The 13,906-nt window shown below is 72.0% G+C and carries 11 protein-coding genes; 6 read left to right on the top strand and 5 right to left on the bottom strand.

Going from position 1 to position 13,906, the window contains the following annotated elements; all coding sequences use genetic code 11:
• The first annotated feature begins 31 nt into the window (after window positions 1-31).
• Both J2S63_RS20475 and J2S63_RS20470 read left to right on the top strand, forming a co-directional pair.
• On the top strand, window positions 32-1,717 hold the full coding sequence (locus tag J2S63_RS20475) for a SpoIIE family protein phosphatase (protein ID WP_310306234.1): 1,686 nt from the start codon (window positions 32-34) through the stop codon (window positions 1,715-1,717).
• 111 nt (window positions 1,718-1,828) lie between these two features.
• Entirely contained in the window at window positions 1,829-2,587 is a 759-nt protein-coding gene (locus J2S63_RS20470) for an ANTAR domain-containing protein (RefSeq protein ID WP_310306232.1), read from the top strand.
• 13 nt (window positions 2,588-2,600) lie between these two features.
• Here J2S63_RS20470 and J2S63_RS20465 read toward each other — a convergent pair whose 3' ends face one another.
• Window positions 2,601-3,257, bottom strand: coding sequence for an MBL fold metallo-hydrolase (locus tag J2S63_RS20465; RefSeq protein WP_310306231.1), 657 nt, complete (start codon window positions 3,255-3,257; stop codon window positions 2,601-2,603).
• A gap of 2 nt (window positions 3,258-3,259) precedes the next feature.
• Complete coding sequence (locus tag J2S63_RS20460; protein ID WP_310306230.1) at window positions 3,260-4,021, bottom strand: maleylpyruvate isomerase family mycothiol-dependent enzyme; 762 nt, start codon at window positions 4,019-4,021, stop codon at window positions 3,260-3,262.
• A gap of 108 nt (window positions 4,022-4,129) precedes the next feature.
• Here J2S63_RS20460 and uvrA point away from each other — a divergent pair, with 108 nt between their 5' ends.
• The 3 genes from uvrA to J2S63_RS20445 all read left to right on the top strand — a co-directional run bounded on the left by uvrA (window position 4,130) and on the right by J2S63_RS20445 (window position 8,817).
• On the top strand, window positions 4,130-7,117 hold the full coding sequence (gene uvrA, locus J2S63_RS20455) for an excinuclease ABC subunit UvrA (protein ID WP_310306228.1): 2,988 nt from the start codon (window positions 4,130-4,132) through the stop codon (window positions 7,115-7,117).
• Between the two features lie 75 nt (window positions 7,118-7,192).
• Window positions 7,193-7,660: a Rieske (2Fe-2S) protein gene (locus J2S63_RS20450; protein WP_310306226.1), complete on the top strand. Its 468-nt coding sequence runs from the start codon at window positions 7,193-7,195 to the stop codon at window positions 7,658-7,660.
• 59 nt (window positions 7,661-7,719) lie between these two features.
• Complete coding sequence (locus J2S63_RS20445) at window positions 7,720-8,817, top strand: GNAT family N-acetyltransferase (RefSeq protein ID WP_310306224.1); 1,098 nt, start codon at window positions 7,720-7,722, stop codon at window positions 8,815-8,817.
• 9 nt (window positions 8,818-8,826) lie between these two features.
• Here the strand turns inward: J2S63_RS20445 and J2S63_RS20440 are convergent, their stop codons facing one another.
• From J2S63_RS20440 to J2S63_RS20430, 3 genes are read right to left on the bottom strand one after another with little or no spacing between them, the layout of a single operon-like run.
• Window positions 8,827-9,654, bottom strand: a complete 828-nt coding sequence (locus J2S63_RS20440; protein WP_310306222.1) for an ATP-binding cassette domain-containing protein — start codon at window positions 9,652-9,654, stop codon at window positions 8,827-8,829.
• Complete coding sequence (locus tag J2S63_RS20435) at window positions 9,651-10,703, bottom strand: ABC transporter permease (RefSeq protein WP_310306220.1); 1,053 nt, start codon at window positions 10,701-10,703, stop codon at window positions 9,651-9,653. Before J2S63_RS20435 ends, J2S63_RS20440 begins: the two co-directional genes overlap by 4 nt.
• Window positions 10,704-10,719: 16 nt before the next feature.
• Window positions 10,720-11,799: a substrate-binding domain-containing protein gene (locus J2S63_RS20430; protein WP_310306218.1), complete on the bottom strand. Its 1,080-nt coding sequence runs from the start codon at window positions 11,797-11,799 to the stop codon at window positions 10,720-10,722.
• 115 nt (window positions 11,800-11,914) lie between these two features.
• Here J2S63_RS20430 and uvrC point away from each other — a divergent pair, with 115 nt between their 5' ends.
• Window positions 11,915-13,906, top strand: a complete 1,992-nt coding sequence (gene uvrC / locus J2S63_RS20425; RefSeq protein WP_310306216.1) for an excinuclease ABC subunit UvrC — start codon at window positions 11,915-11,917, stop codon at window positions 13,904-13,906.

Raw genomic sequence — 13,906 nt, 5'->3', positions numbered from 1 at the left:
GAGCTCCCCGTCCGGAGAGGGAGGCGTCACCATGAGCTCTCCCGACCCGTCGCCCGCGACCCCGCGCACGACGGCGCCAGGCACCGCCGCCGACCAGGAGCGGCCGGTGAGGCTCGGCACGCTGCTGCGGCACGTGCCGCTCGGCGTGCTGGTGGTCGACGAGGAGCACCACGTGCGCGCCTGGAACCGCGCCGGGTCCGCGCTGCTCGAGCTGGAGCCGAGCGACCGGGGTCGTCCGGTGCGCGACCTGATCGAGCCTCCGGGCGTCGTGGACGACCTGGTCGCCCAGACCTGGAAGGCCCGCACCGACGAGGCGAGCGGCAAGGTCTCGGTGCACACGACGAGCGGCCGCCCGGTGGACCTGACCGCGACCTGGTCCCGCACCGAGGACGCCGAGCCCGTGGTCCTGCTGATGCTGGAGGACGCCACCTCCCGGTTGCGGGTGGAGGCCGAGCGCGACCGCTACAGCGGCCACGTCTCGCTGCTGGGTCGCGTCTCCGACGCGCTGCTCGGTGCCCACGACCCCGACCAGGCCCTGCACGCGCTCGGCGCCGAGCTGGTCGACTCGTTCGCCACCTGGGCCTCGTTCCAGGCGTACGACGCCAGGGGAGCCACCGCGCGCGTGCTGATCGAGCACCGTGACCCGGCGCGTGCCGAGGACGCGGCCGCCGCGATGGAGATGCTGCCCGAGGCGGTGACCGAGGAGACCCCGAGCCGGCGCATCGCAGCCGGCGGCCGGGCGATGCTCATCCCCGAGGTGACCGAGGAGCTCCTGCGCAGCACCACCCGCGACGAGGAGACCCGGGTCCTCCTGAGGCGGATGGGGGCGGCCAGCGCGATCGTCGTGCCCCTCCTGGGGAGCCGAGGGGTCCTGGGGTCGATCGCGGTGTTCCGCGGGCCCGGCGAGCCGGCGTACACCGGGGCGGAGCTGGACGTGGCGACGGAGGTGGGGCGCCGCACCGGTGCGGCGTTCGAGGTGCTGGAGGCCAACCGCCGGCAACGGGCCCTGGCCGAGGAGCTGCAGCGCAGCATGCTGACCGAGCCCCCGGTGCTGACCGACGTGGAGATCGAGGCGCGCTACGTGCCGGCCGCCGACGAGGCCCAGGTGGGCGGCGACTGGTACGACTCGTTCGTACGCCGGGACGGCAGCGTCCTGCTGACCGTCGGCGACGTGGTCGGTCACGACTTCGAGGCGGCCGCCGTGATGGGTCAGCTGCGTGGGGTGCTGCGCGGCATCGGCTTCGGGCAGGTGGGCGGGCCGGCCGAGGTGCTGGGCGGGCTCGACTCGGCCATGGATGCGCTCTACCCGGGCGTGACGGCCACCGCGGTGGTCGGGACGCTGACCCGCCGGGGCCCGGACTCGGTGCTGCGCTGGTCGAGCGCGGGTCACCCCCCACCCGTCGTCATCCGGGCCGACGGCACCGCCGACGCCACGGACCTGGACAGCGCCGACCTGCTGCTCGGGGTCGTGCCCGGCGTCGAGCGCCGCGAGCACGAGGTGGTGCTGCGTGGTGGCGACACCGTGCTGTTCTTCTCCGACGGACTGATCGAGCGCCGGGGGAGCGACCTGGACGAGGGCCTGGTGCGCCTGGTGGGCTCGACCCGCGAGCTGGTGGGCCTGCACCTCGCCGTGCTCAGCGACCAGGTCCTGCTGCGCCAGATGGGCGCCGAGCAGGAGGACGACATCTGCCTCATCGCCGTGCGCGTGCACGACTGAGCCGGTGCCAGGCACGTTCGGTCTAGACCGAGCGTGAGCGGGGGGCCCGGACGGGTACCGGACGCGGTGAGTGGATCGGGCCCACCCCGGTCCTGTGAGGGGTGACGCCGCGTGAGGGACGAGGACGAGACCGAGGCGGAGGAGCGCGACCCGCGGTGGGCCCAGGTCGCCCGGCTGGTCGTCGGCGTCATCAGCGACTCCGACCACGGCGACGACCTGGGAACGGTGCTCACCCGCCTGATCCGCGAGCTGGTCGACGTGCTCCCGGCAGGCGAGGCGGGGCTGCTCCTGCTCGACGACGACCAGCACCCGGGCCTGGCGGCCGCGACCGACACCGCGGCTCACCGGCTCGAGGTGCAGCAGCTCACGACCGGGGAAGGACCGTGCATCGAGGCCATCCACACCGGCCGCCTCGTGCTGGTGACGGACCTCGAGCGACCCGCGAGGTTCCCCGACCTCGCCGGCGCCGCGGTGGCGGACGGGTTCCGCTCGATCCTCGCGGTGCCGATGCGGGCCAACGCCGACCTGCTGGGGTGCGTCAACTTCTTCTTCCGGTCCCCGCAGGTCTCGGACGACGCGGCACGACGGGCCCAGGACGTGGTCGACGTCGTCGCCCTGTCGATCGCCACCCGCGAGCAGCTGCACGACGCGACCCAGCTGGCGGACCAGCTGGCCCGGGCCCTGCAGTCCCGGATCGTGATCGAGCAGGCCAAGGGGGTCCTGGCCGAACGCCTCGACGTCAGCCTGGACGAGGCGTTCGGCGTGATGCGCAGGTTCGCCCGCACCAGACGGATGGCGCTCCCGGTCCTCGCGCGCAAGGTGGTGTCGCGCCAGATCGCGATCGCGGAGGTGCTCGAGGACCTGGTGTGAGACCAGGCCCGGCTCACCAGCCGCGCTGCTCCCACTCGTCGAGGTGGGGCCGCTCGGCGCCGAGCGTCGAGTCGTCGCCGTGGCCGGGGTAGAACCAGGTCTCGTCGGGCAGCCGGTCGAACAGCTTGGTCCGCACGTCGTGCAGCAGCGAGACGAAGTTGTCCCTGTCGCCGAAGGTGTTGCCCACCCCGCCGGGGAAGAGGCAGTCGCCGGTGAACAGGTGCGGCGTGCCCTCCGGGTCGTCGTACAGCAGGGCGATCGAGCCGGGGGTGTGCCCCACCAGGTGGATGGCCTCGAGCTCGCACTCGCCGACACGGATCCGGTCGCCGTCCCGGACCGGGACGTCGGTCGGCACGGGGATGCCGTCGGCGTCCTTCTCCCCGGCGTACGTCGTCGCGCCGGTCGCCTGCACGACCTCGGCGAGCGCCTGCCAGTGGTCACCGTGCCGGTGGGTGGTGACCACTGACCGCAGCCCGTCGGACCCGACGAGCGAGACCAGCCGGTCGGGCTCGGCCGCGGCGTCGACGAGCAGCTGCTCGTCCGTCGCACGGCACCGCAGCAGGTAGGTGTTGTTGCTGAAGTCGCCCACCTCCATCTTGGTGACGACCAGGTGGGCGAGCTCGCGCACGTCGGGCGCGCCGCCCTCGGAGACCTTGCCGGTGTACGTCACGTCTAGGCCCACTTTCCGAGCTCGGGGAGCTGTCCTGTCGAGCATCGCAGACCCTCCCCGGACCCGCGACCGAGGAGCCACCAGACCACGTCCGCGGTGAGGCCGGCGACGACGGCCGGGTCGGAGGAGACGCGGCCGAGGGGCACCTCCTCGCCGCGGTCGGTGAGGGCGAGCACGAGCCCGGCCCGCTCGGTCAGCTCACGCCTGCGTCGCTTGAGCAGCAGGTCGTGCAGGTCCGCGGGCCAGTCGTGGGCGGCGTAGCCGGCGTCGAGGTCGGCGTGGTGCACCTCGACCTCGATGCGCCGCATCGCGCCGGCCCGTCGCACGGGGAAGGCGGGGGAGCCGAGGGTCCTCGAGACGGTCTCCTCCAGCCGGTCGGCGGGCAGGCCGCGTGCCGCCGCCTCCAGCAGCGCGGCCGTCTCGGCGGCGTCGGCCGCGAGCTCCTCGGGCGAGAGCCGGGCGCTCTGCTCGATGTCGCGGTCGCGCACCTCGTCGGAGACGTACATCGGGGTCGGCTCACCCGTGCGGGCCCAGTGCAGCAGCCGTTGGACCGCCTCGGCGTTGCGGGAGACGTGCGCGACCACGTGGGCGCGGCTCCACCCCGGCAGGTGGCTCGGTCCGCGCAGGTCCGCGGAGGTGAGGCGGTTGACCGTCGCCAGGTAGCGTTGGGTCGCCAGCACCGTCTCCTCCAGGTGCGCCAGTGCGGACACAGGGGCGGGGGAGGAGCGGGTCGGTCCAGGGGCCTCGCCGGGCACGGGGGTCATGGCACCCATCCAAACAGCGAGGTGGTGCGCGCCCTCGGCGCGTCCTGTCGGTGGACCGGACTAGCATGGCGAACACCTGTTCGAAGACGCGACGACCGAAGGACTCCGGTGGCCGACCAGCTCATCATCCGTGGGGCGAGGGAGCACAACCTCAAGGACGTCTCGCTCGACCTCCCGCGCGACTCGCTCATCGTCTTCACGGGCCTGTCCGGCTCGGGCAAGTCGAGCCTCGCCTTCGACACGATCTTCGCCGAGGGCCAGCGCAGGTACGTCGAGTCGCTCTCGGCGTACGCCCGCCAGTTCCTGGGCCAGATGGACAAGCCCGACGTCGACTTCATCGAGGGGCTCTCCCCGGCGGTGTCGATCGACCAGAAGTCCACCTCGCGCAACCCGCGCTCGACGGTCGGCACGATCACCGAGGTCTACGACTACCTCCGCCTGCTCTACGCCCGCGCCGGCCGCGCCCACTGCCCCACCTGCGGCGAGCCGATCTCGCGTCAGACCCCCCAGCAGATCGTCGACCGCGTGATGCAGGGCGAGGAGGGCACCCGCTTCCAGGTGCTCGCGCCCGTGATCCGCGGCCGCAAGGGCGAGTACGTCGACCTGTTCCGCCAGCTGCAGAGCCAGGGCTTCTCCCGTGCTCGCGTGGACGGGGAGACCTACTCCCTGACCGAGCCGCCGACGCTCGACAAGCAGAAGAAGCACACGATCGAGGTCGTGGTCGACCGGCTGGCGGTCAAGCCCACGTCCCAGCGGCGCCTGACCGACTCCGTGGAGACCGCGCTCGGTCTCGCGGGCGGGCTGGTGGTCTTCGACTACGTCGACCGCGACGCCAAGGACCCCCACCGCGAGCAGAAGTTCTCCGAGCGGATGGCGTGCCCCAACGAGCACCCGATCGAGACCGACGAGCTCGAGCCGCGGTCGTTCTCGTTCAACTCGCCCTTCGGCGCCTGCCCCGAGTGCCACGGCCTCGGCACCCGCATGGAGGTCGACCCCGAGCTGGTGGTCACCGACCCCTCGGCCACGATCAACGACGGCGTGATCTCGCCGTGGACCGGCGCCCACGTCGCCGACTACTTCCTCGGCCTGCTCCAGGCGCTCGGCGACGAGCTCGGCTTCGACCTGGACACCCCGTGGGAGGACCTCCCGGCCAAGGTCCGCACGACGATCCTCGACGGCCACGGCAAGAAGGTCACGGTGCGCCGGCGCAACCGCTACGGCCGCGAGCGCACCTACGTCACCGGCTACGAGGGCGTCCGCCCCTACATCGAGCGCCGCCACCGCGAGGCCGAGTCCGACACCAGCCGTGAGCGGTTCGAGGGCTACATGCGCGAGGTGCCGTGCCCCGCGTGCGAGGGCAGTCGCCTCAAGCCGGTCGTCCGCGCGGTCACCGTCGGCGGCAGGTCCATCGCCGAGGTCTGTGCGCTGCCGATCAACGAGACCGCCGACTTCCTCCGCACCGTCGAGCTGACCAACCGCGAGCGGCAGATCGCCGAGCAGGTGCTCAAGGAGATCCAGGAGCGGCTGCGGTTCCTGCTCGACGTGGGCCTCGACTACCTCTCGCTCGACCGGCCGTCGGGGTCGCTCTCGGGCGGCGAGGCCCAGCGCATCCGGCTCGCCACGCAGATCGGCGCGGGCCTGGTCGGGGTGCTCTACGTCCTCGACGAGCCCTCGATCGGCCTGCACCAGCGCGACAACCACCGCCTGATCGAGACCCTGCTGCGCCTGCGCGACCTCGGCAACACCCTCATCGTCGTCGAGCACGACGAGGACACGATCAAGGTCGCCGACTGGGCGGTCGACATCGGCCCGGGGGCGGGCGAGCACGGCGGGCAGGTCGTCCACTCCGGCCCGGTCGCCGACCTGCTGGCCCATCCCGACAGCCCGACCGGTCTCTACCTCTCCGGGCGCAAGTCGATCCCGCTGCCCGCCGTACGCCGTCCGCGCACGCCTGGCCGCGAGCTCAAGGTGGTCGGGGCCAAGGAGCACAACCTCCAGGACATCGACGTCGCGTTCCCGCTGGGGCTGTTCGTCGCGGTGACCGGGGTGAGCGGCTCGGGCAAGTCGACGCTGGTCAACGACATCCTCTACACCTCGCTGGCCAAGCAGATCTACAACGCCCGGACCGTCCCCGGCCGCCACCGCCGCATCGAGGGTCTCGACAACGTCGACAAGGTGATCCACGTCGACCAGTCGCCGATCGGGCGCACCCCGCGGTCCAACCCGGCGACCTACACCGGCGTCTTCGACCACGTGCGCAAGCTCTTCGCCTCGACGGCCGAGGCCAAGATGCGCGGCTACCTCCAGGGCAGGTTCTCCTTCAACGTCAAGGGCGGGCGCTGCGAGGCCTGCTCCGGCGACGGCACGATCAAGATCGAGATGAACTTCCTCCCGGACGTCTACGTCCCCTGCGAGGTGTGCCACGGCGCGCGCTACAACCGCGAGACGCTCGAGGTGCACTACAAGGGCAAGACGATCGCCGAGGTCCTCGACATGCCGATCGAGGAGGCGGTCGAGTTCTTCGCCGCGGTGCCGGCGATCAACCGGCACCTCTCGACGCTGGTCGACGTCGGGCTCGGCTACGTCCGGCTCGGCCAGCCCGCCCCCACGCTGTCGGGGGGCGAGGCCCAGCGGGTCAAGCTCGCCACCGAGCTGCAGAAGCGCTCGACCGGGCGCACGGTCTACGTCCTCGACGAGCCGACCACCGGCCTGCACTTCGAGGACATCCGCAAGCTGCTCCTGGTGCTCGGCCGGCTCGTCGACCAGGGCAACTCGGTGCTGGTGATCGAGCACAACCTCGACGTGATCAAGACCGCCGACTGGATCGTCGACATGGGGCCCGAGGGCGGCAGCCGCGGGGGCACCGTGGTCGCCGAGGGCACGCCCGAGGACGTGGCCGCCAACGACGACAGCCACACCGGCGCGTTCCTCCGGCCGATCCTCGAGGCGCACGACCCGGTCGCCCAGCCCAAGGTCACGCGCGCCCGCAAGGCGGCCGCCACCAAGGCCACCACCAAGGCCACCACCAAGGCCACCACCAAGAAGGCGCCGGCCAAGCGGTCAGCCGCCGCGCGGAGGGTCGCCCGCAACTCCTGAGGACTGCCTGTGAAGGTGGTACTACGACCCTCGTCCACTCCCGGCCCCGCCACCGGCGTGGCTACTTTTGAGGACATGACCGAGACCGGCTCGCACGCCCCCGACGCCCCCCTCGAGCCCGGAGCGATGGCGCGACGCCGGTTCCTCGGCTGCGCCCTGGCCTTCGGCGTGGCCGGACCGATCCTGGTGGCCTGCTCCTCGTCCGACGGAGCCGCGGGCTCGAGCGGCGGTGGTGGCGACACGTCCCCGGCCGCCGGTGCCTCGCTCGTCGCGGCTGCCGACGTGCCGGTGGGCGGCGGGGTGGCGCTGACCGACGTCAAGATCGTGGTGACCCAGCCGACCGAGGGCCAGTTCAAGGCGTTCTCCGCGGTGTGCACCCACCAGGGCGCCACGATCGACAAGGTCGAGGGCGGCGACATGGTGTGCCCGCTGCACGGCAGCCGGTTCTCGATCAAGGACGGCTCGGTCGACAACGGGCCCGCGACCAACCCGCTGCCGGAGATCGCAGTCAAGGTGCAGGGCGGCAACGTGGTCAAGGCCTGACCTCGGGCCGCACGGCGATCTCAGGCCCCTGTCAGCCCGGGATGGAAGGATCCCGTCCCGTGTACACCCTCGAGGAGATCTCGGCTCCCGACCGGTTGGCGGCGCTCGCACCGGAGTGGGCCTCGCTCGCGGCACCCGCGGGCAACCCGTTGCTGCACCCGGACTGGTCGATCGCCTGCGCCCGGGCCTGGGAGGGCCGGTCGCCGGTCGTGGTCCAGGCACTGCGGCGCGACGGCGAGCTGGTGGGCGTGGCTCCGCTGCGGCTCTCACCGGTCCGCCCGGCACGCCTGGTCTCGCTGTTCGACCGCACGGCCGAGCCGAGCTACGTCCTCCACCGGGACCAGGCCTCCGTCGAGGAGCTGTGCCGGCGCGTGCTGGCCACCCGCCTGCCGCTGCGGCTGCCGCGGCTCGAGGTGGACTCCCCGGCCCTTCCTCTCCTGCGCGACGGCGTGCGTGCGCCGGGGTCGGTCGTCCTGGACGAGCCCCGCCGGACCAACCGTGCGGTCTACGACGGCGGCTGGGAGGCCTTCGAGGCAGCGCTGTCGTCCAGCTCGCGCTCCTGGCTGCGTCGCAAGCGCCGCAAGCTCGAGCAGGCCGGAGCCGTCGGGTTCGAGGCGCTGAGCCCGGAGCCCGGTGAGGTCGCGTCGCTCCTCGAGCGGCTCGCCCTGGTCGAGGCGGCGTCCTGGAAGGGCCGCGAGGGCACCGCCATCTCTCAGGACCCGTGGCTGCAGCGCCTGCTGACGACGTACGCCGAGGCGGCGGCCGGGCGCGGCGCGATCCGCTTCTTCTTCCTCACCGTGGGCGAGGACACCGTGGCGGCGCAGCTCTACGCGGTCGACGGGGGCCACCTCTGGCAGCTCAAGATCGGCTACGTCGACGCGCACGCCGCGGCGTCGCCCGGCATCCTGCTCCAGCACGAGGTGCACCGCCACGCCTGCGAGGAGGGCCTGACCGGCCTGGAGTACCTCGGCCGGGCCGAGTCCTGGCAGGAGCGCTGGCCGATCGTGTTCCGGGAGCACGTCCGGGTGAGCACCTATCCGTTCACGCCCTCCGGGCTGGTCCACCGCGCCCGCGACGCAGCGCTGAGGGCGCAGGCCCACCGCCAGGAGCGGGCCGAGCCGCGCGCGCAGGAGCGGGCCGCCGCGCCGGGCGACTGAGGCGCTCGGTCAGCGCAGCGCCTGCTCCTCCCGCGACAGCTCCTTGGCCCCGGTCATGATCGCGACGGCGTCCTCCATCGAGTGCGACTCGGGAGTGATCACGCCGGCGCACCCGCCGAGCCGCTGCACGTGGATGCGGTCGGCGACCTCGAACACGTTGGGCATGTTGTGGCTGATCAGGATCACGCCGAGTCCCTGCTCCTTGAGGTCCTTGACCAGCCTCAGGACCTGACCCGTCTCCCGCACCCCGAGGGCCGCGGTCGGCTCGTCGAGGATCACCACCTTGCTGCCGAACGCACCGGTGCGGGCGACGGCGACCACCTGCCGCTGACCACCGCTGAGGGTCTCCACCGCCTGGTGGATGTTCTGCAGGGTGGTGATGCCGAGCTCCTTGATGTGCTCGGCGGACTTCCTCTCCATCTCCCGCTTGTCGAGCATCCGGAGCCACTTGCCGAGCGGACCGGGTCTCCTGATCTCGCGGGCGAGGTAGAGGTTGCTCGCGATGTCGAGGGCCGGAGCGACGGCCAGGGTCTGGTAGACGGTCTCGATCCCGTGGGCGCGGGCCTCCTGCGTCGAGCGGAAGGAGACCTCCTGCCCGTCGACCTTGATCGTGCCGCGGTCGGGCTGCATCGCGCCGGTGAGGCACTTGATCAGCGTCGACTTGCCCGCGCCGTTGTCGCCGATCACGGCGAGCACCTCGCCCGCGTGGAGCCGGAGGTCGACGCCCCGCAGACCGACGACGCGCCCGAAGAGCTTGGTGAGGCCCTCGGCCTCGAGCACCGGGTGGTCCGAGCGGTCGTCGGAGGGGCGCTGCGGTGCCTCGGTCGTCTCGCTCATGCCCGGACCCTCCTGATCCACTGGTCGACGGTGACCGCGATGATCACCAGGACTCCGGTCGCGAGGACCTGGTAGTTGGGGTCCACCCCGGCGAGGGCGAGCCCGGAGTTGAAGACCTGCACGATGAGCGCGCCGAGGAGGCTGCCCACCACCAGGCCGCGCCCACCGAACAGGCTCGTCCCGCCGATGACGACCGCGGTGATGCTCTGCAGGTTGTAGTTGAGGCCGGCGTTGGGGTCGGCCCCGCCGACGCGGCCGATCACGATCCAGGCCGCGGCCGCCACCGCGACGCCGGCGACCACGTAGGCGCTGAGCAGGACGCGCTTGGTGTCGATGCCGGCGAGGTCGGAGGCCTCGCGGTCGTCACCGGTGGCGTACAGGTGACGGCCCCACGCCGTCTCACGCAGCGCGAAGCTGAGCACGGCGAAGAGGAGCAGCATCAGCAGTACGCCCCAGGTGACGCTCACGCTGCCGACCTTGATCGTCTCGCCGGTCCACAGCAGGAAGGAGCCGGGGTCGAGCGCCACCGTCTGCCCGGCGGCGTAGAGCAGGGAGACGGCCGTGAAGATCGAGAACGTGCCGAGGGTGACGATGAACGGCGGCAGGTTGAGCCGGGTCACGAGGACCCCGTTGGCCAGGCCGAGCAGGAGTGCGACCGCGACCCCGATGAGGAGCGCGAGCAGGCCGGGCACGCCCTGGTCGTGGTTGAGCTTCACCATCACCAGCGAGGTCAGCACCATCGCCATGCCGATCGACAGGTCGATGCCCGCGGTCAGGATGATCACCGTCTGACCGGCGGCGAGGGCCCCGACGACCGCCATCTGCTGCACCAGCAGCGACAGTGCCTGCGGGCGCAGGAAGCTGTCCGCCACGATCCCGAACACGACGACGCTCACCACCAGCACGATGAGCGGGCTGAGCGCCGGGCGGCGATGCAGCAGGTGCTGGAGCCGTTCGACGGGGGTGTGGGAGCGGGGGACGAGGTCCTCGGCGGTGCCCGGGGTGCCGGGCTCCCGCTGGGCCTCGGTGTCGCTGCTCGTGGTGCTCACGGTTCTCCTCCTCCGCTCAGCCGCCCCAGCAGGCCTTGCGACCCTGCTCGACGGTCTGGCTCTTCAGGCCCTTGACGGGATCGGCGGTGACCAGCCGGGTGCCGGTGTCGAGGAAGTCCTTGCCCTCGGGCAGCGAGGGCGGCCGGTCGCCCGCGCCGACGGCGGCGACCGCCTTGACGCCGAGGGCGGCCATCTTGCCGGGGTACTGCGTCGCGTCGGCGGCGAAGATCCCCTTGTCGACGTCGTCCATGCCCTTGCAGCTGCCGTCGATGGACACGATGAGCACGCGGTCCGCCTTGCCCGCGGCGCTCAGCGCGGCGTGCGCGCCCTCGCCGGCGGGCTCGTTGATCGTGTAGACGACGTTGATGCCGGGGTTGCGGGAGAGGCACTGCTCCATCGCGCTGCGTCCGCCGTCGATCGCGCCCTGCGTCGCCTGGTGGCACGCGATCTGGTACTTCCCGCCCTTGCCGCCGGTGGGGCTCTTGTAGCTCCCCGACTTCTTCTCGCGGCCGTTGAGGTTCTTGCTGCCCGGGTCGATGCCCATGCCCGAGAGGAAGCCGTGGTCGCGCTCGATGTCGACCGAGACGACCTGGTCGTCGTACAGGTCGAGCATGGCGATGACGGCCTTCTTGCCGTCGAGCCGCGCGGCGGCGTACTCCCCGATGAGCTTGCCCGCCTGGAAGTTGTCGGTCGCGTAGGTGACGTCGGCGGTCTCGATCGGGTCGAGCGGGGTGTCGAGGGCGATGACGAACAGGCCGAAGTCCTTGGCCTGGCGCAGCGCCGCGTTGACCGCCGGACCGTTGGAGGTGATGAGGATGCCGGCGTCCCCGCGGGCGATCGCGGTGTCGATCGCGTTGATCTGGTTCTGGGTGTCGCCGTCGGCGGTGCCCGACGCGACGGAGAGGTGGACGTCGGCGGCCCTGGCCTGCTCGAGCGCGGCGTTCTTCATCGAGACGAAGTAGGGGTTGGTCTGCGTCTTGAGGATCAGCGAGACCCCGGTCTTGTCGCCGTTGCCACCGCAGGCTGCGACCAGCGTGCTCGCCGCGAGGAGGCCGACGACTCCAGCGATGCCTCGTGCGGTGCGTCGACGCCTCATGTGCGGCCCCTTCCCGAGCAGACTCCGGTCTAGTACCACTGACCCCTCGGTGACAACCCCCACACGCCGCCAAGTCCCCGACGGCGCTGTCGGTGCGGCTCCGTAGGCTTGTCAGGTGGCCGATCCCGCGACCTACCGCCCTGCTCCGGGGACGATCCCGACCTCGCCGGGCGTCTACCGCTTCCGCGACGCCAAGGGCCGGGTCATCTACGTCGGCAAGGCCAAGAACCTCCGCGCGCGGCTGACGTCCTACTTCCAGGACCTGTCCGGGCTGCACGCCCGCACCGCGACGATGGTGACCAGCGCCGCGTCGGTGGAGTGGACGGTGGTCAACACCGAGGTCGAGGCCCTGCAGCTGGAGTACTCCTGGATCAAGGAGTTCGACCCCCGCTTCAACGTCAAGTACCGCGACGACAAGTCCTATCCCTGGCTCGCGGTGACCGTGTCCGAGGAGTTCCCGCGGGTCATGGTGGGTCGCGGGGCCAAGAAGAAGGGCACGCGCTACTTCGGCCCCTACTCCCACGCCTGGGCGATCCGCGACACCGTCGACCAGCTGCTCAGGGTGTTCCCGATGAGGTCCTGCTCGGCCGGCGTCTTCAAGCGCTCCCAGCAGGTCGGACGGCCCTGCCTGCTCGGCTACATCGACAAGTGCAGCGCCCCGTGCGTCGGTCGCGTCGACGCCGAGCAGCACCGCGCGATCGTCGACGACTTCTGCGACTTCATGGCGGGACAGACCAGCGCCTTCCTCAAGCGCATCGAGAAGCAGATGTACGCCGCCTCGGAGGAGCTCGACTTCGAGAAGGCCGCCCGCCTGCGCGACGACCTGGGCGCCCTCAACCGGGCGCTGGAGAAGCAGGCGGTGGTGCTGGGCGACGGCACCGACGCCGACGTGGTCGCCCTCGAGGAGGACCCGCTCGAGGTCGCGGTGCAGATCTTCCACGTGCGCGGCGGCCGGGTGCGCGGCCAGCGCGGCTGGGTCGCGGAGAAGACCGACGACGCCGAGCTCGGTGACCTGGTCGAGCGCTTCCTCCAGCAGCTCTACGACGGCGAGTCCGGCGAGGGTGTGCCGCGCGAGATCCTCGTGCCGGCCCTGCCGACCGACGCCGACGTGCTCGAGACCTGGCTGAGCGACCTGCGGGGCAGCCGGGTGCGCATCCGGGTCCCGCAGCGCGGCGACAAGAAGACCCTCCAGGAGACGGTCGCCCGCAACGCCAAGCAGACGATGGCGCTGCACAAGACCCGGCGCGCCTCCGACCTGACGACCCGCAACCAGGCGCTGGAGGACCTCCAGAAGGCGCTGGGGCTCTCCGAGGCGCCCCTGCGCCTGGAGTGCTACGACATCTCCAACCTGCAGGGCACCGAGGTGGTCGGGTCGATGGTGGTCTTCGAGGACGGCCTGGCCCGCAAGTCCGAGTACCGCCGCTTCATCGTCCGCTCCGTCGACGGGCAGAACGACGTGGCCGCGATGCACGAGGTGATCACCCGGCGGTTCCGGCGGCTGCTCGACGAGCGGGTCGAGACCCCCGAGCTGCTCGGGGGCCAGGTCGAGCCGGGGGAGTCCGGGCCGCTGCTGGTCGACCCCGACACCGGGCGGGCCCGCAAGTTCGCCTACGCCCCCGGTCTGGTCGTGGTCGACGGCGGACCTCCGCAGGTCGCGGCCGCCCAGCGCGCCCTCGACGAGCTCGGCATCGACGACGTCCCCGTGTGCGGGCTGGCCAAGCGCCTCGAGGAGGTCTGGCTGCCCGGGCAGGAGGACCCGGTCATCCTGCCCCGCACCAGCGAGGCGCTGTTCCTGCTCCAGCGCCTGCGCGACGAGGCGCACCGGTTCGCCATCACCCACCACCGGGGTCGCCGCTCCAAGTCGATGGTCGAGAGCCTCCTCGACGACGTCCCCGGTCTGGGCGAGGTGCGCCGCAAGGCCCTGATCAGCCGGTTCGGCTCGCTGCGCAAGATCCGGGCCGCGTCGGTGGAGGACATCGCGCAGGTCCCGGGCATCGGCCTCCGCACGGCCGAGGCGATCGTGGGAGCCTTGTCGTCCCAGGGCGACGACAAGCGCCCTGCGGTCACGATCAACACCGCGACGGGCGAGATCATCGAGGAGACCTGA

Source organism: Nocardioides marmoribigeumensis (assembly GCF_031458325.1).
Taxonomy (GTDB): Bacteria; Actinomycetota; Actinomycetes; order Propionibacteriales; family Nocardioidaceae; genus Marmoricola_A; species Marmoricola_A marmoribigeumensis.
The sequence above is the reverse complement of the archived record's forward strand: the minus strand, read 5'-3'. Positions and strand labels throughout refer to the sequence as shown.